17 protein-coding genes are annotated in these 15,336 nt (G+C 62.2%); 7 read left to right on the top strand and 10 right to left on the bottom strand.

Annotated features, from left to right (window positions below):
• The first annotated feature begins 19 nt into the window (after positions 1-19).
• Together FFR93_RS41090 and FFR93_RS32230 are read left to right on the top strand one after the other, a co-directional pair.
• Positions 20-166, top strand: coding sequence for a hypothetical protein (locus FFR93_RS41090; RefSeq protein WP_171049287.1), 147 nt, complete (start codon positions 20-22; stop codon positions 164-166).
• Positions 163-975: a TIM barrel protein gene (locus FFR93_RS32230; protein WP_138396199.1), complete on the top strand. Its 813-nt coding sequence runs from the start codon at positions 163-165 to the stop codon at positions 973-975. The genes FFR93_RS41090 and FFR93_RS32230 overlap by 4 nt, the downstream gene beginning before the upstream one ends.
• Positions 976-1,032: 57 nt before the next feature.
• On the opposite strand, the gene cobM is transcribed toward FFR93_RS32230, so the two are convergent.
• Positions 1,033-1,791, bottom strand: a complete 759-nt coding sequence (cobM, locus tag FFR93_RS32225) for a precorrin-4 C(11)-methyltransferase (RefSeq protein ID WP_138396198.1) — start codon at positions 1,789-1,791, stop codon at positions 1,033-1,035.
• A gap of 4 nt (positions 1,792-1,795) precedes the next feature.
• Positions 1,796-3,028, bottom strand: a complete 1,233-nt coding sequence (gene cbiE, locus FFR93_RS32220; protein WP_138396197.1) for a precorrin-6y C5,15-methyltransferase (decarboxylating) subunit CbiE — start codon at positions 3,026-3,028, stop codon at positions 1,796-1,798.
• Here cbiE and FFR93_RS32215 point away from each other — a divergent pair.
• Entirely contained in the window at positions 3,027-3,797 is a 771-nt protein-coding gene (locus tag FFR93_RS32215; RefSeq protein ID WP_064707382.1) for a cobalt-precorrin-6A reductase, read from the top strand. The two genes, cbiE and FFR93_RS32215, sit on opposite strands and share 2 nt — an antisense overlap.
• Here FFR93_RS32215 and FFR93_RS32210 read toward each other — a convergent pair.
• From FFR93_RS32210 to cobF, 5 genes are all read right to left on the bottom strand, one after another.
• A complete protein-coding gene (locus tag FFR93_RS32210) occupies positions 3,761-4,525 on the bottom strand; it encodes a precorrin-3B C(17)-methyltransferase (RefSeq protein ID WP_138396196.1) in 765 nt (254 codons plus the stop codon). The genes FFR93_RS32215 and FFR93_RS32210 overlap by 37 nt on opposite strands.
• Positions 4,522-5,253 carry a precorrin-2 C(20)-methyltransferase gene (locus FFR93_RS32205; RefSeq protein ID WP_064713286.1) on the bottom strand — a complete coding sequence of 244 codons (732 nt, stop codon included), beginning with the start codon at positions 5,251-5,253 and terminating at the stop codon, positions 4,522-4,524. The genes FFR93_RS32210 and FFR93_RS32205 overlap by 4 nt, the downstream gene beginning before the upstream one ends.
• Entirely contained in the window at positions 5,250-5,882 is a 633-nt protein-coding gene (locus tag FFR93_RS32200) for a precorrin-8X methylmutase (protein ID WP_064707379.1), read from the bottom strand. The genes FFR93_RS32205 and FFR93_RS32200 overlap by 4 nt, the downstream gene beginning before the upstream one ends.
• A 2-nt stretch (positions 5,883-5,884) precedes the next feature.
• Positions 5,885-7,264 carry a precorrin-3B synthase gene (gene cobG, locus FFR93_RS32195; protein ID WP_138396195.1) on the bottom strand — a complete coding sequence of 460 codons (1,380 nt, stop codon included), beginning with the start codon at positions 7,262-7,264 and terminating at the stop codon, positions 5,885-5,887.
• Between the two features lie 63 nt (positions 7,265-7,327).
• Entirely contained in the window at positions 7,328-8,092 is a 765-nt protein-coding gene (gene cobF, locus FFR93_RS32190; RefSeq protein ID WP_138396194.1) for a precorrin-6A synthase (deacetylating), read from the bottom strand.
• A 202-nt stretch (positions 8,093-8,294) separates the two neighbouring features.
• On the opposite strand from cobF, the gene repA reads away from it, so the two are divergent.
• From repA to FFR93_RS32170, 4 genes are all read left to right on the top strand, one after another.
• Positions 8,295-9,491: a plasmid partitioning protein RepA gene (gene repA, locus FFR93_RS32185; RefSeq protein WP_138396193.1), complete on the top strand. Its 1,197-nt coding sequence runs from the start codon at positions 8,295-8,297 to the stop codon at positions 9,489-9,491.
• Entirely contained in the window at positions 9,488-10,483 is a 996-nt protein-coding gene (repB, locus tag FFR93_RS32180) for a plasmid partitioning protein RepB (protein ID WP_138396192.1), read from the top strand. The genes repA and repB overlap by 4 nt, the downstream gene beginning before the upstream one ends.
• A gap of 154 nt (positions 10,484-10,637) precedes the next feature.
• Complete coding sequence (gene repC, locus FFR93_RS32175) at positions 10,638-11,852, top strand: plasmid replication protein RepC (RefSeq protein WP_138396191.1); 1,215 nt, start codon at positions 10,638-10,640, stop codon at positions 11,850-11,852.
• 175 nt (positions 11,853-12,027) lie between these two features.
• The gene (locus FFR93_RS32170; RefSeq protein ID WP_138396190.1) at positions 12,028-13,161 is read left to right on the top strand and encodes an RHE_PE00001 family protein; all 1,134 of its coding nucleotides are present in this window, start codon (positions 12,028-12,030) and stop codon (positions 13,159-13,161) included.
• A gap of 127 nt (positions 13,162-13,288) precedes the next feature.
• Here FFR93_RS32170 and FFR93_RS32165 read toward each other — a convergent pair whose 3' ends face one another.
• Genes FFR93_RS32165 through FFR93_RS32155 form a run of 3 tightly spaced genes read right to left on the bottom strand, consistent with a single transcriptional unit; the run spans position 13,289 to position 15,313 of the window.
• On the bottom strand, positions 13,289-13,999 hold the full coding sequence (locus FFR93_RS32165) for a Bax inhibitor-1/YccA family protein (protein ID WP_138396189.1): 711 nt from the start codon (positions 13,997-13,999) through the stop codon (positions 13,289-13,291).
• Positions 14,000-14,019: 20 nt separating this feature from the next.
• Positions 14,020-14,787 carry an anti-sigma factor gene (locus tag FFR93_RS32160; RefSeq protein ID WP_138396188.1) on the bottom strand — a complete coding sequence of 256 codons (768 nt, stop codon included), beginning with the start codon at positions 14,785-14,787 and terminating at the stop codon, positions 14,020-14,022.
• Positions 14,774-15,313 (bottom strand): sigma-70 family RNA polymerase sigma factor, encoded by a 540-nt coding sequence (locus FFR93_RS32155; RefSeq protein ID WP_064707372.1) that lies wholly within the window; start codon positions 15,311-15,313, stop codon positions 14,774-14,776. The genes FFR93_RS32160 and FFR93_RS32155 overlap by 14 nt, the downstream gene beginning before the upstream one ends.
• Positions 15,314-15,336 lie beyond the last annotated feature (23 nt).

The raw sequence follows: 15,336 nt of genomic DNA, 5'->3' as shown, positions 1-15,336 counted from the left end.
GGAATGATGGAATTCTATCATGCCGTTGAAAAATCTTTCAGGAATGAAGGCCCTAGCCGGCGATGACAGATGGATTGCCGGGGGAATTCGGATAGAGATTCGCCCGCCCATCTACGAGGAACTGCTCCGCCGCGACGCGGAGACGAGGAGGATATATCAATCATGACTTCGATCCGCTTTGCGCTCAACCACATGGCGACGCCATCGCTTGCCATCGATGATTTCTTTGCGCTGGCAAAGTCGCTAGGCATGGATTCGGTCGAGATCCGCAACGACCTTTCCGGCAACGCCATTCTTGACGGCACCCAGCCCGAGGCGATCAGGCAGGCGGCCGCCCGTCACGGCCTGACGATCATTTCGATCAACGCCCTGCAGCGTTTCAACGAATGGAATGAAACCCGCGCCAGGGAAGCGCAAAAACTGATCGACTATGCCAGCGCATCGGGCGCCAAGGCGCTCGTCCTCGTTCCGAAGAACGACGGCACCGGCTGCGCCGACGGCGAACGTCAGGTCGACCTGCGTGAGGCATTGTCCGCGCTGAAGCCGATGCTTGATAAAGCCCGCATTATCGGCCTCGTCGAACCGCTCGGTTTCGAGATCTGCTCGCTGCGCTCGAAGACCGAGGCGGCCGAGGCGATCAAGGCGCTCGGCGCGCAATCGACCTTCAAGCTTGTCCACGACACGTTCCACCATCATCTTGCCGGCGAAACAGCGACCTTCCCCGAATTGGTTGGCCTCGTACACATTTCCGGCGTCAGCGATCCCTCGGTTGCCGTTGCGGAGATGCGCGACTCCCATCGCGTGCTCGTAGGCGGCGATGACCGGCTCGATAATGCAGGGCAGATCAAGGCGCTTATTCAGGCGGGCTACAAGGGTCCGTTCTCCTTTGAACCTTTTGCTGCGGAAGTTCATGCGGTCAAGGATCCGGCCGCTGCGCTGCGAGCCAGCATGGATTATCTGACGGCGCGGGTCTGAGATCCGGGGCAGCTTCTCTTCACGATCGGCCGCCGGCGTGCGGCCGATCGCGATACACTATTCCCGGCCCCTGAACCGGCGCTGATAGGCCGGATCATAGAGCGAGCTCTCGCGAAAATCTTCCGCGGCGAGCGACGGTCCGACGAAGATGATCGCGGTGCGTTCGATCGGTTCGGCCGCAACTTTTGCCTCGATATCAGAGAGGGTGCCGGAGAGGATGCGCTCGTCCGACCAGGAGGCCTTGACAACGATGACGACCGGGCAGTCCGCGCCGTAAAGCGGCTTCAATTCGTCGACTACCTGCTTCAGAACATGGATCGCCAGATGGATCGCAAGTGTGGCGCCCGTCGCGCCGAACTTCGCGAGCGTCTCTTCGTTCGGCATCGGTGAAGCCCGCCCGGAAACGCGGGTCAGAACCAGGCTTTGGGCGACGGCCGGGATCGTCAGTTCTCGTCCGAGTGCTGCGGCCGCAGCGGCAAAGGCCGGAACGCCGGGTGTCATCGTATAGGCTATGCCATGTTTCTGCAGCCGGCGCGCCTGCTCGGCCACCGCACTCCAGACGGAGAGGTCGCCGGAGTGCAGCCGGGCGACGTCCTGGCCGGCGGCGGCGGCGCGGAGATATTCCGCCTCAATCTCATCAAGCGACATCGGGGCAGTATCGATAATGCGCGCGCCAGGCGGGCAATATTGCAGCAGTTCCGGCGAGACGATCGAGCCGGCATAGAGGCAGAGCGGGCAGCGGGCGATGAGATCGCGGCCACGCACCGTGATCAGATCCGCGGCACCTGGCCCCGCGCCAATGAAATGCACCGTCATCCCATTATCCTTTCGTCCAGCGCCATTGCGTCACCGGCATGGCCGGCCGCCAGCCGTTCATGCCGCCAAGCGGCGTAGCGCGCGATATTTCGATCCGCGTGAGGGAGCCGCCGCGTTTGGCATGTTCGGAAAACAGCACGGCTTCCATCTCCAGCGTTACGGCATTGGCGACGAGCCGCCCTCCCCGCTTCAGCGCGGCAGTGGCAGTATCGATGACATCAGGTTCGCTGCCGCCGCCGCCGAGGAAAATCGCATCCGGCTCCGGAAGGCCCCTCAGCGCAGCGGGCGCTGAACCCTCGACGACGGCGAGATGCGGCACGCCAAAGGCGGATGCATTGCGGGCAATCCGCGCCGCCCGCTCCGGCGATTGCTCGACGGCGATCGACTTCAGTGACGGATCGGCCAACATCCACTCAATGCCGACCGATCCCGAGCCGGCGCCGACGTCCCAGAGCAGTTCGCCATGACGTGGCGCAAGCGCCGAAAGCGTCATCGCCCGGATCTCCCGTTTGGTGATCTGGCCGTCGTGCTCGAACAAACCATCCTCGAGACCTGCGGCAAAAGGCAGAATGCGAGCCCCCTCCCCTGCCGCAATCTCAAGCGCGCAGACGTTCAGGGGATCGATGTCGGTGAGATCGAAAGCCGCCGCCACGACGCTTCTTTGTCGTTCCCGCGCACCGCCCAACGCTTCGATTACGGTAAGCTGTGACTGACCGAAGCCTGCGGAGGCAATGAGAGCAGCGAGCTCGCCGGGTCCCTTCTCATCAGAAGTCAGAGCAATGATGCGCCGCCCGGGGTGCAGATGCGGTCGGACCAGGTCGAGCGGCCGCCCGTGCAGCGAAATCGCCGTCACGTCCTGCTGCGGCCAGCAGAGCCGGGAGGCGGCAAGGCTGAAGGCCGATGGCGCGGGGATGACACGCATTTCCTCCGCCGCTACACGGCGCGAGAGGGTTGCGCCGACGCCGTAGAGAAACGGATCGCCGGAGGCGAGCACGACGACAGGGGTGCCGCGCCTTTCAAGGACGGCATTGACCGAGTGCTCGAAGGGACTCTGCCAGGCAAGCTTTTCGCCCGATATAAGCGATGCGGCAAGCGCATGGTGCCGCGCTCCGCCGAAGACCGCGGGAGCCTCCGCGAGCAGCCCCTTCGCCTCATCACCCAGCCCTGCTGGACCATCTTCGCCGATGCCGATAATAGTCAGCCAGCGCTGTGTGCAAGTGGGAAAGACATCAGACATGGGAAGGCTTCGCATCCTGATCCTCGGCGGCACCCGCGAGGCGCGCCTGCTCGCCGAAGGGCTCGCGGCGCGTGATGATTGCGATGTTCTGCTGTCGCTTGCCGGACGTACCGAAAAACCGGCTGCGCAGCCTGTTCCGGTCCGGATCGGTGGTTTCGGCGGTGCCTTGGCGCTTGCCGATTTTCTGAAGGCCGGCGGCTACGGACTGCTGATCGATGCCACGCACCCTTTCGCAGAACGAATTTCGGAAAATGCCGCCATCGCGGCCGAGGCCGCCCATGTCGCTGCGATCGCCCTGCGCCGGCCCGAATGGCAACGCCTGCCGGGCGATCGCTGGCGCAAAGCCCGCAGCATTCCGGCGGCCCTCGCGGCCCTCGGCCAATCTCCCCGCCATGTCTTCCTGGCAACCGGCCGGCAGGGCGCTCACCACGCGGAAGCGGCGCCGCAACATCACTATCTCATCCGCAGCGTCGATCCCGTCGAACCGCCGCTCACGCTTGCGAATGTCGAGTATATTCTCGATCGCGGCCCGTTCCGGATGGAAAGTGAATGCGCTTTGCTGAAACAGCACCATATCGATGTCATCATTGCCAAGAACAGCGGCGGCTCCGCGACCTATGCGAAGATCGAGGCGGCCCGTTTGCTCGGCATTGAGGTGATGATGGTGGCGCGCGCGCCCTCGTCGATGGTCGAATCGGTCGAAACGGTCGAGGCGGCGCTTGCGGCGATCGATCACCTTTTCCCTCCCGCCATGAAACGCGGCGTATAGACCAGGTCCAGCTTGCCGGGACGCGCGACGATCCGCGTTTCGGCGGAGCCGATGATGATGCAGGTCGCCATATCGGCAATCGATGCATCCGCCTCCGATAGCGGCTGCACCGCGATGCGCTCGTTTGGCCGCCCGGCCGCGCGCCCGAAAATCACCGGTGTTGTTGCTGGCAGATGGTGGCGCAATAGCTTGAAAGCCTCGCCGAGTTGCCAGGGCCGCGCCCGGCTGATCGGATTATAGAGCGCGATGACGAACCCCGCCTTTGCCGCCAGATCCAGCCGGTTTTCTATGACATTCCAAGGCTTTAGGTTATCTGATAGCGATATTGCGCAGAAATCGTGGCCAAGCGGCGCGCCGGCCCTTGCTGCCACCGCCAGCATCGCCGTGACGCCGGGGAGCACGGTGAGATCGACGGCGCGCCAGGCCGCCGGCCCCTTCTCGATCGCCTCGCAGACGGCGGCTGCCATGGCGAATACTCCGGGATCGCCGCCGGAGACGATGCAGACGTTGGCGCCATCCGACGCCATGGAAAGCGCCGCCCCTGCCCTGTCGAGCTCCTCGCGATTGTCAGAGGCATGCCGCAGTTGATCCGAGCGGAGCTGCAGCCGATCAAGATAAGGTCCGTAGCCGAAGAAATCCGTCGCCGCATCGACTGCTGCCAGCGCTTCCGCAGTCATTTGCTGAGGGTTGCCCGGGCCGGTGCCGATGACGAAAAGCCTGCCACTCATCGGCTGCCCTCCCAGCCCGGCACCAGCACGAGCGAGAAGTAGGGCGCATCGCCTTCGGCCCTGTCGGCAAGCTTCTCCATCGCCGCACTCGCCATGGTGCCGCGCTCGACATAGACGGCCTCGGCAAGCCGGCCGGCGGCCGAAAGCGCCCTGCGGATCTTCGGCAGATTTCGGCCCACCTTCATGATGACGGCGGCTTGTGTATCGGCAAGGCGACGCGTCAGCTCGGCCTCGACCATCGTACCGGGCAGTACGGACAGCACGTCGTCACCCTGGACGATCGGCATGCCAGCCAGCGACCAACAGCCGGACATGGCGCTGATGCCGGGGATCACTTCGGTGGGGTAGCGCTTCGAGAGCCTGACATGCAGGTGCATATACGAGCCGTAGAAGAGCGGGTCGCCTTCGCTGAGGACGGCGACGGTCCGGCCGGCGTCGAGATGCCCGGCGATGTCTCTTGCAGACCAGTCGTAGAATTCGGTGATCAGGCTCTGATAGCGTTCGTCACCCTTGTCGATCTCGGTGGTGACGGGATAGTAGAGCGGCAACAGCGTCACCCCTGTTTTCAGCAGCGGCTCGACGATCGCCTTGCCGTTGCCGCCCCTACCCTGCTTGGCGAAATAGGCGATGACGTCAGCGCCTTCGATGGCGCGCACGGCCTTGAGGGTGAGAAGCTCGGGATCGCCGGGACCCGTGCCGACGCCGATGAGACGGCCTGATGTCATCATAGGCCAGGCCTCGCAAGCGCATTGATGGCGGCTGCCGTCATGGCGCTGCCGCCGAGCCGGCCGCGCACAATGGCGAAGGGAACGCCATAGGAATTTTCTGCCAGCGCATCCTTCGATTCCGCCGCGCCGACGAACCCGACAGGCATGCCGAGGATCGCCGCGGGTTTCGGCGCGCCGTCGCGCAGGAGTTCGAGAAGATGGAAGAGCGCCGTCGGCGCATTGCCAATGGCGACGATGCTTCCGCCGAGCCTTTCGAGCCAGAGATGCATGGCGGCGGCCGAGCGTGTATTGCCGATCTCCCGTGCGAGTTCCGGCGTTGCGGGATCGCGCAATGTGCAGACCACCTCGTTCAGCGCCGGCAGCCGTGCCCGTGTGACGCCGTGCGACACCATTTCCGCATCGCAGAAAATCGGCGCGCCGGTCTTGAGTGCATCGCGCGCGGTGCTGACGAAATCTGTGGAAAAGACGAAATGCTTCGCCGCTTCCACCAGCCCGCAGGCATGGATCATGCGAACGGCGATTTCAGCCTCATCTTCGGTGAAACGCGAAAGTTCGGCCTCGGCGCGGATGATTGCAAAGGAACGCTCGTAGATCGCGTCGCCGCTGCGGATATAATCGTAGTCTGGCATTGCTATTCCTGTCGCAGCGCCTTCGAAACGCCGGTTGCGCCAAGTCGTGTAAGGCAGGCGGCGGCCGATTCGCCAGCGCTCCTGTTGTCTTCGATGGACCGGGCGAGCCTCTCTATAGCGAAATCGATCCGACCGCCAGCGATCCGTTCATCCGGCAGATCTGAAGCAAGCCCGTCGAGGATGAGGTCGAAACCTTCCGCCGATCCGGTCAGGGTCAGCGCCGGCCCGGCCTGGGCGCAGCCTTTCAAACAGCCGGAGAGATGGATGGTTAGAGATCCGTCGAAGAGAACGGGTGCTGCGGCAATTAAGCGGCGCGCTTGGGTTCTCGTCTCGTAGAAAGCGGAGCTGCAGGCGCCGGCGCCGGCGCAGGCTGCGATATATTCACTTTTTTCCCCGGGTTGCACGGTGAAGCCATGTTTGCTCGCAGATGTCTGCAGAGCCGGCGCGGTATCTGCCGGAAAGCCGGTGAAGAAGAAGCCGCGGCCGGGCGCAAGTCTGATGGCTGTAGCGCCGTGAGCTCTTGCGTCTTCGAGCAGGGCGGTCAGATCGGACGCCCTCATCTGGCCGAATTCCGGCCGGACGCCGAGCACGTGCTTTCCGTCCTTCAGCCGGTGCAAGCCGGAAAGCGGCGTCCTTGCTTGATGTAACGGACGAAATCGGATTGCGCCCATAGCCGGAAAGCGTGCCCGCAGAAGTGCCGGATCGATATCCCTCGCCCTCCTGCTCTGCCCGACCGCCAGCAGTTCGAGTATCTCCCCAACGGCTGAAATCGCCTCCTCAGCGGAGCCGTTCGCGACCGGCATTGCCGTCTCGCCGTCGCCGTTGATGGCAACGAGCCATTGTGCGCCGGGTTGCGCGACGATACGGATATCGGCGGCAAGGGCCGACATCCCGAACGCTCCGCCGCCGTCGATGATGAACGAGAGTTTCGGCGCGAGCCGCGGCGAGGCGAGCAGCTCTCTGAGCTTGCAGCGCAACGTCTTTTCCAGCGCTGCCGGGTCGCTTATCTCTTCGGGATCGATGCCGTGCAGTGGCGATATCTCGACTGCGGGACCGTCTGGCACGGCGATTCCGGCCGTATCGAGATCGGCAGCGAGCCGGCCCACAGTTTCGGGCCGCAATCCGCGGATCTGCAAGTTGCCGCGCGCGGTGATTTCCAAGATGCTGTTTCCATGCTCTGCCGCCGCGCAGGTGAGGGCCAAGAATTGCGACAGCGTCAAGGCGCCGCCCGCCGGCCGCAGCCTCACGAGCAAGCCATCGCCAGTCGGCATGGGTGCGGCAAGCGCGGGGCAGGCGCCGCGCGGACGTATCTTCGCCGGCGGTCGATCATGGAGATCCGCCGTGCCTGTCCTGTCGATCGCCTTGGCGGCCTTCGTGCCCATTCTCAATCCTCTGACCATCTCTTACATGATCGCGACCGGCGCGGCAAAACATCATGGCGACGGCTATTCCTCGAAGTCACGTCCCTTGCGCAGGAGATATATGTCCATGATCCAGCCGTGCCGCCGTCTGGCTTCGGTCCGGAGCGCCTGAATATCGGCCGCGATGTCTCCGAGCCGCCCCGATCTGATGATCTCGTCCCCGGTGCCAAGGTAGGCGCCCCAGAAGATCTCGGCATCGGGATCGTCGACCTTAGCAAAGGCCTGTTCGCCATCGAGCATGACGACGGTGCTGTCGCTCTGAAGTCCATCTTGCGCCAGCCGCCGCCCGGTAGTGATCTCGACGGGTTTGCCGACGAGGTTGAGCGGGATTTTGTGACTGGCCGCCAGAGCCTGGATGCTGGTGATGCCGGGAACCACGCTGTAGTCGAAATCAATGCTGTTTGATTGACGCACGCGTTCAATAATGCGGATCGTGCTGTCGTAAAGACTGGGATCACCCCAGACGAGAAAGGCGCCGGTGCCGCCGTCCGGCAGGCCCGATATCAACTCTCGATAGATGCTGGCGATCTGACCGTGCCAGGCATCGACGCTTTGTGCGTAGGTTCTGTCTGCAATCTGCCTTTGCGGCACCTCGAATTCCGCGACGCGGGTGCCTGAGCGGGTGACATAGCGCTCGCAGATCTCCCGCCTGATCTCGGCGAGTTCTTCCTTGCCGGCGCCCTTGAGCGGCAGAAAGATCACCTCGGCGGCGTTCATCGCTTTAATCGCCTGCATAGTGACGTGCTCGGGATTGCCGGTGCCGATTCCGATGATACTGATATGCTTCAAGCGGATATTCCCCGTGAGTCCAAGCGGTCTTGCCCAAAAACTGGGCCGGCCGCAAGGGCGGGGTAGGGAGTTGGCCGCGGCCAACTCCGCCAACTGCGGCGCCCTGACCCCTATTGTTGCCGTAAATCCCGAATCGTGTCACTTTCGATACGCTTTTTGACGCTATGTTGACAGAAAAGCGCATCGAAAAGGAATGGGTGTTTTGGACAACATTAGCGTATCGACGACAGACGTGCGGATCGAGCGGCATGCGAACCAGCTTTCGCGGCAACTGAAGCTCCTCCGCGACAAGCTGTTTCCGCCGCTTTCGCAGAAGACGCTGCGCACATTCTCTTCCGGCGAGGCTGCTCAGATGATCGGCGTTTCCGACGGTTATCTTCGGCAGCTTTCGTTAGATGGCAAGGGCCCGCAGCCGGAACTTTCCTCCAATGGCCGGCGCTCCTACACGCTCGGCCAGATCAATGAATTGCGCCATTATATGGCGAATCTCAAGCCGAAGGATGCGCTCAGCTATCTCCCGTGGCGCCGCCCCGGCGAAAAGCTACAGACCGTCGCCGTCACCAATTTCAAGGGCGGTTCGGCCAAGACGACGACGACGCTTTATCTGGCGCAATATCTGGCGCTGGAGGGTTACCGGGTGCTGGCGATCGATCTCGACCCGCAGGCTTCGCTCTCCTCCATGCTGGGCGTTCAGCCAGAATTCGATCTTTCCGAGGGCGACACGCTTTATGGCGCCATTCGTTATGATGCGAACCGCAAGCCGCTGAAGGAAATCGTCCGCAGGACCTATTTCGACGGACTCGATCTAGTGCCCGGCAACCTCGAACTAATGGAGTTCGAGCATGAGACGCCCCGGGCGCTCAATGACCGCCAGAAGCCAGCCGAACTGTTTTTCCGGCGTGTCGGCGTCGCTGTTGCCGAGGTGGAAGCCGATTACGATGTGGTGGTGATCGACTGCCCGCCGCAGCTCGGCTACCTCACCCTCGGTGCCGTTTGCGCCGCCACGTCGTTGCTCATCACCATCCACCCGCAGATGGTCGATGTCGCGTCGATGTCGCAGTTCCTGTTGATGACCTCGGATCTTCTTTCTGTGGTTCGCAAGGCCGGCGGCGACCTGCAGCACGACTTCATCAAATATGTCGTCACCCGTCACGAACCCTTCGATGCGCCGCAGTCACAGATCGTTGCGCTGCTGCGCAGCCTGTTTGGCGAGGACGTGCTGACGGCAACCATTCTCAAATCGACCGCAATCGCCGACGCCGGCCTGACAAAGCAGACGCTTTACGAAATCGAGAAAGGGCAGGTGCGCCGCTCGACTTATGACCGGGCGCTGGAATCGGTCAACGCCGCGAATGGCGAGGTTCTTGCTGGCATTCACAGAGCCTGGGGCCGCACATGAGCAGACGTGATCGCCTGAAAGGTCTTTTCGACGATACGGCGCAGGAGTTGGCCGCGGCCAACTACGAGGAGCCGTCTTCGCGCGGATCGGCCGGGCCGGTTCGGACAATGGCGCTGACCCTCGGCCGCATGGAGGAAGAGAGCAGGGCCATGCAGGAGGCTTTGCTCTCCGGCGAGCGCATCGTCGAACTCAATCCCGATCTGATCGATTCTTCCTTCGTCCGCGACCGCCTTGCCGACCAGCCGCTCGATATCGAGGACGAGCTGGTTCAGTCGATTGCCGAGAATGGTCAGGAAGTGCCGATCCTCGTTCGTCGCCATCCCGAAGAGGGGGAGCGTTACCAGATCGCCTACGGCCATCGCCGGCTGCAGGCCGTCAAGCTGCTCGGGCGCAAGGTGCAGGCGATCGTCCGTCAGCTCGATGACACCGACGTCGTCATTGCGCAGGGCATCGAAAATTCGGCGCGTCGGAACCTTTCCTATATCGAACGCGCAGTCTTCGCTCTTAATCTCGAGCTCAAAGGGTTTGAGCGTCCCGTCATCATGAAGGCGCTGTCCACTGATAAGACGGAGCTATCGAAGCTGTTGTCCGTGGCCAAGGTCATTCCGGCCGAAATCATCAGGTCCGTTGGGGCCGCGCCCGGTATCGGTCGGCGCAAATGGATGGCGCTTGCCCAGGACTGGAATGGCACGACGGCGGCGCGGCTCGCGAAGCTTGTCGCCTCGGAGGGGTTCAGGGCGGAGGAGAGCGATCGCCGGTTTGAGCTCTTAGTAGCCGAACTCGCCAGAAAAGAGGCGAAGCCGGAGCCCACGGAATATGACTGGAAGCCGAAGAGCGGCGGCAAGATTGCCGGCCGGATCAGAAGCGCCGGCAATTCTTTCACGATCGCGTTGAAGACCGGCGATGCGCCGGATTTCGGCGCTTACATTTCACGCCGTCTCGATGAGCTTTACGAAGCCTATCGGGCCGGCAAGTTGCAAGCAGGAGAGTAGGCCGCAAAAGAAAAAAGCCTCCGAACGTTGCCGTCGCGGAAGCCTTTCTCATATCTGGACAATCTGAGAATCGCACTTCCTCGAATCAGTGTCAAGCATCTTCGGCATCCTTTTGGGTGGTAAGATTTCTTTTGCCTTGAAAAAGGTGAGGGACATGGAGCCTCAATATGTATCGACGCCCTTTGGGCGGCGATCGATGACGCGTGGCATGCTGGCAAGCCAGGAGAGCGCAAGCAGGATCGATCCGGACGCATCGGTCGACAAGTGGAAGATTTTTCGCGCACTCTGCGAAGCAAAGAACATGATCGGCGTGTCCGATCGTGCGCTTGCCGTTCTCAACGCGCTGTTGACCTTCTATCCGAAGAACGAGATTGCCGAGGCTAACGGTTTCGTCGTCTTCCCTTCGAACGAGCAGCTGTCGCTGCGCACACATGGCATGGCCGGCACCACGCTGCGGCGAAACCTGGCAATGCTGGTAGCGGCCGGTCTGATCATCCGGCGGGACAGCCCGAACGGAAAGCGTTTTGCCCGCCGCAACGGCGAGGGAGGGCTTGGGGAGGCATTTGGCTTCAGCCTGGCGCCACTCCTCGTGCGTGCTCGCGAGATCGAAGCCCAGGCGGCACAGGTGCTTGCCGACAAGCTGGAATGGAAGCGCCTGCGGGAGCGGCTCAGCCTTTGCCGGCGTGATATCGCCAAACTCATCGAGATCGCGCTGGAAGAGGAAATTGCCGGCGAATGGATCGAGATGCAGCAGCATTTCAATCGCCTCTCGGCGAGCCTGCCGCGCCGTCCGTCGGCCGCGGAGATCCGGAGCCTGCTGACCGACCTCGAAGCTTTCCGCGAGCTGATCGTCAAGACGCTGGAATCGAAGACGAAAGCAAAAAAAACAGGCGCCAATGACAGCCAAAACGGTCGGCACATACATAATTCAAACCCACACCCCACATTTGAACTTGAACCAGGCTTCGAACCGAAGCAGGGCGCCAAGCCGGAGGAAGAGCCGCGGCCATGGCGGGAGCCGCCGAAATCCTTCCCCCTTGCCATGGTACTGCAGGCCTGCCCCGAGATTGTTGCCTATGGGCCGGGCGGCGGGATCGGCAGCTGGCGGGATTTGATGACCGCCGCCGTCGTCGTCCGTTCCACCCTTGGCGTCAGCCCCAGTGCCTATCAGCAGGCCTGCGATGTTATGGGACCGGAAAATGCTGCCACCGTGATTGCCTGCATTCTGGAACGCGGCGGCCATATCAATTCGGCAGGCGGCTATCTGCGTGATCTGACGCGGCGGGCGGAGCGCGGCGAGTTCTCGCTGGGTCCGATGCTGATGGCGTTGATGCGGGCCAACGGGCCCATGGCGAGAAAAACGGGATGAACCGCCCAAAAGCTTCGCGCCAGTCGCAGCGTCTGGAGGGAGTGTGGACCGGCAATCAGCCATCTTCTCCGCTTCCATCCCGCACTTTGGTTGAAAGACACCGTTAACCATGTCATAAATGGCGGAACGAAACGCCTCATTTGCTTCCGTTTGTTAAAAACCGTAAAGGTTAACAATGCGCTACGACGTCGACGCTGTGATGCTTCAAGCCCTGCTTCCACTGCTTGCTGCGGCCGAGGATGTGGTGGCGCGGTTGGACGAGCGGGTGCTGCGCTCGCCGGTTGGCGGGGGATTTGCCGAACGCAGCCACTTCTTCGATGCGGCGGGCGCGTTATGGGTCGCCGGTGAGCTCGTTCATGTCGAGGATCTCGTTCTGCACGACGCGCATATGGATAGCCGCGCTCCCAGCCACGAACTGACGATCGCTCATTCAGTGCTGCGGACGCGTCGACGCATCTGGACCGGCGAACCGTCCTGGGCACTCGGCGCCTCGGGGCTGGCAACGCTGACCGCGACAACGGGGGAAGGGGAGGGCATCACTCAGGAGGCCAAGAGCCCGGCAGTTACGGTTGAGGCGGGCGACGAAGGCGAGAATGAAGAGGGGCCGCTTGCTGCCGAAATGGCCGAGATTGATGCGATTCTTGCCCGCTCACAGAAGCTCATCGACATCCATACGGGCAAAGCGGCGCTCGGCGAGACGGCCGCAATATCTCCGGCCAAGCGCAACGATGATCCCTTCGGCCTGCTTGGCGATGAGGAATGGGATGAGGAACAGCGGCTTGCAGAATGGCGGGGCGTGCTGCCACTGGCTGACAGCCTTCCGCCGGTTCTAGGCGCCGTCATCCTTTTCGAAGCCTGGGACAGGATCGAGCCGTTACGGCGTCAGCATTGGCTCGGTGGTCTTCTGGTAGAAAGCTACCTGCGCGCCCGCGGAAAGGTCACTTCGCATCTCTTCTCCTTTTATGGCGGGCTGAAATTGGTGCGCCACGAGCGGCGTAGGGCCCGCGACCGGGCGATTCGGCTGCAAGCTTTTCTCGATGCGATGCAGCTGGCTGCTGCTGCCGGCCTCAAGGAAATCGACCGGTTGTCGCTTGCCCGCACGCAGATGGAACTGCGCTTTCGCGGCCGTCGCTCGAACAGCAGCCTGCCGGAGCTTGCCGATTTCATTCTGTCGCGGCCGATGGTGTCGGCAGCGATGATCGCGCGGCATCTGCGCATCACGCCGCGCGGAGCGCTGAACCTTGTCAACGAGATCGGTATTCGTGAAATCACCGGCCGTGGCCGCTATCGGGCCTGGGGCATCATCTGAGTTCGAAAAAGAAACGGCCGGGCGTTGCCCCGGCCGTTTCCTTTTAGAGTGAGCGCCCGGTCTGCCATCCTGTCACAGACTGCAGACCGGACGCTCTTGCGCTTCCATTGCCCCCAGAAGCGCGGTCCTATTCCCGCTCGCCGGTGAAGTTGAGCAGAAGCTGGAAGATGTTGACGAAGTTCAGGTAGAGCGAGAGCGCACCGAAGACGGCGAGCTTCTGGTTCGATTCCTGATCGTAGTTTTCCGAATATTGTTCCTTGATGTTCTGCGTGTCGTAGGCAGTCAGACCGACGAAGACGACGATACCGATCACCGAGATCGCAAACTGCAGCGCGCTCGAACCCAGGAAGATGTTGACAATGCTGGCGATGATGACGCCGAACAGGCCCATGATCAGGAACGAGCCAATGCGCGAGAGGTCACGCTTCGTCACATAGCCGTAAAGGCTGGTGGCGCCGAACATCGTGGCGGTGATGAAAAATGTCCGCGCGATACTCGTCCCGGTAAAGACCAGGAAGACGGAGGCGAGCGACAGACCCATCACGGCGCAGAAGGCCCAGAAGGTGATCTGAGCGGTGCTGGCCGACATCGTCTGGATTTTGAACGAGAAGAAGAAGACGAAGGCGAGCGGTGCGAGCATCACGACCCACTTCAGCGGCGAGCCGAAGATCGGGACATAGAGGGCTGGCGTCGAGCCGACGACGAAGGCGACAAGGCCTGTTATCACGAGGCCGAGAGCCATATAGTTGTAGACGCGCAGCATATGCTGGCGCAGGCCTTCGTCGAAGAGGGCTTGAGAGCCGGCGACGGCTCCGTAGCGGGGATTGATCGGGTTCATGCTGATCTCCTCGGTTTGAACTAATAGAGCGAGCGGGCGAGCCGTTCGGCCGCCTGATCGAGATTGAGGCCGCTATCATCGGCAATCAGCGCATAGGCGACGTCGCCGATCTGCCAATAGGCGGCTTCAGCTTTTTCGAGTGCGAGATGGCTGACCGGCTGGACCTCGAAGGCCCCCGGACGGACGGCGAAAAGCGAGAGCCGCTTTCCATCAGCCACCTTGATTGCCATCTCTACACTCGGGCCGAATTCGGACGGGAATATCTGCACATCGGTGATCTTCCAGTCTTTCGGCAATTCCGGCATGACGATCGCGGTGGCGGCGCGTATTTCTTCGGCGCTATAGCTTGTCGGCGTCTGGGAGGGCATCGAGGCGCGCAGGGCCGCGGTCTGATAGGCGCGGACGGCATCCTCGACATAAGCGGGCGCCGGAACGGAAGCCGCCACCTCGGTCGCTGAAAAGGCGCCGAATGAATTATGCGCCACCCAGCCGGCGGTGACCAGAATGCCGACGGCGGCGATACGCTGCATGGAATGGAGGATGCGGCCATAGGAAAGGCCACGCTCCAGCCGGCGGGCGGCATCGCGGGTCTCGGGACGGCCGAAGACGTTTTCGCTGGCAAGTGCCAGACGCAGCTCACCCTTCATGCTGAGATCGGCCATGACCTTGGCGGCGATCGCCGGATTCTCCGAGAGATAGGATTCTACCTGGATACGACGGGCGACATCGAGCTCGCCATCCACATAAGCGTCGAGATCGGCATCGATGATTGGGTCAATTGCTTTCATTGCCGCTCCCTTCGATTAATCTCAGATGCGAAACGCGCGGCGTCTTTTGCTCGAACTCGCGCAGCTGCGCGCGGGCGCGGGAGATGCGCGACATCAGCGTGCCGATCGGAATGCCGAGCGCACTGGCGGCTTCCTGATAGGAAAGGTCTTCGATGGCAACGAGATGCAGGGCTTCGCGCTGTTCCTCGGGCAGGTCGAAGAAGGCATCGCGCACCTGCTGCAGGCGCACGGCATGTTCTTGCCCGGCCGGCAGCGACTGCTCGGCTTCGACAGCCGCTTCGTCGTGGCGACGCGTCAGCGACCGGTTCTGACGAAGACGATCAATATAGGCATTGTGCAGGATGGAAAGCAGCCAGGTGCGCAGATTGCCACCGCTTCGGAAGCTCTTTCTCTTCTCGAAGGCGCGCACCAAAGCATCATGCACCAGATCCTCCGCCTCATCCGCGTTGCGCACCAGCGCGCGAGCGTAGCGCCTCAGCGCTGCAAGCTGTCCGATGACATCGAAGGGCCGTTCTTTCCGTTCCATGATTGAGTATACGCAAGCGCGCC

The sequence above is a fragment of the Rhizobium sp. MHM7A genome, assembly GCF_005862215.1.
Taxonomy (GTDB): domain Bacteria; phylum Pseudomonadota; class Alphaproteobacteria; order Rhizobiales; family Rhizobiaceae; genus Rhizobium; species Rhizobium bangladeshense.
Note: the sequence above shows the minus strand (reverse complement) of the source record. Positions and strands in the feature narration are given on the sequence as shown.

Bases quoted from the DNA above. Each gene is read 5' to 3' on its own strand.
- FFR93_RS41090 (WP_171049287.1), top strand. From the start codon at position 20: ATGCCGTTGAAAAATCTTTCAGGAATGAAGGCCCTAGCCGGCGATGAC.
- FFR93_RS32230 (WP_138396199.1), top strand. From the start codon at position 163: ATGACTTCGATCCGCTTTGCGCTCAACCACATGGCGACGCCATCGCTT.
- cobM (WP_138396198.1), bottom strand. From the start codon at position 1,791: ATGACGGTGCATTTCATTGGCGCGGGGCCAGGTGCCGCGGATCTGATC.
- FFR93_RS32215 (WP_064707382.1), top strand. From the start codon at position 3,027: ATGGGAAGGCTTCGCATCCTGATCCTCGGCGGCACCCGCGAGGCGCGC.
- cbiE (WP_138396197.1), bottom strand. From the start codon at position 3,028: ATGTCTGATGTCTTTCCCACTTGCACACAGCGCTGGCTGACTATTATC.
- FFR93_RS32210 (WP_138396196.1), bottom strand. From the start codon at position 4,525: ATGAGTGGCAGGCTTTTCGTCATCGGCACCGGCCCGGGCAACCCTCAG.
- FFR93_RS32205 (WP_064713286.1), bottom strand. From the start codon at position 5,253: ATGATGACATCAGGCCGTCTCATCGGCGTCGGCACGGGTCCCGGCGAT.
- FFR93_RS32200 (WP_064707379.1), bottom strand. From the start codon at position 5,882: ATGCCAGACTACGATTATATCCGCAGCGGCGACGCGATCTACGAGCGT.
- cobG (WP_138396195.1), bottom strand. From the start codon at position 7,264: ATGGGCACGAAGGCCGCCAAGGCGATCGACAGGACAGGCACGGCGGAT.
- repB (WP_138396192.1), top strand. From the start codon at position 9,488: ATGAGCAGACGTGATCGCCTGAAAGGTCTTTTCGACGATACGGCGCAG.
- repC (WP_138396191.1), top strand. From the start codon at position 10,638: ATGGAGCCTCAATATGTATCGACGCCCTTTGGGCGGCGATCGATGACG.
- FFR93_RS32170 (WP_138396190.1), top strand. From the start codon at position 12,028: ATGCGCTACGACGTCGACGCTGTGATGCTTCAAGCCCTGCTTCCACTG.
- FFR93_RS32165 (WP_138396189.1), bottom strand. From the start codon at position 13,999: ATGAACCCGATCAATCCCCGCTACGGAGCCGTCGCCGGCTCTCAAGCC.
- FFR93_RS32160 (WP_138396188.1), bottom strand. From the start codon at position 14,787: ATGAAAGCAATTGACCCAATCATCGATGCCGATCTCGACGCTTATGTG.
- FFR93_RS32155 (WP_064707372.1), bottom strand. From the start codon at position 15,313: ATGGAACGGAAAGAACGGCCCTTCGATGTCATCGGACAGCTTGCAGCG.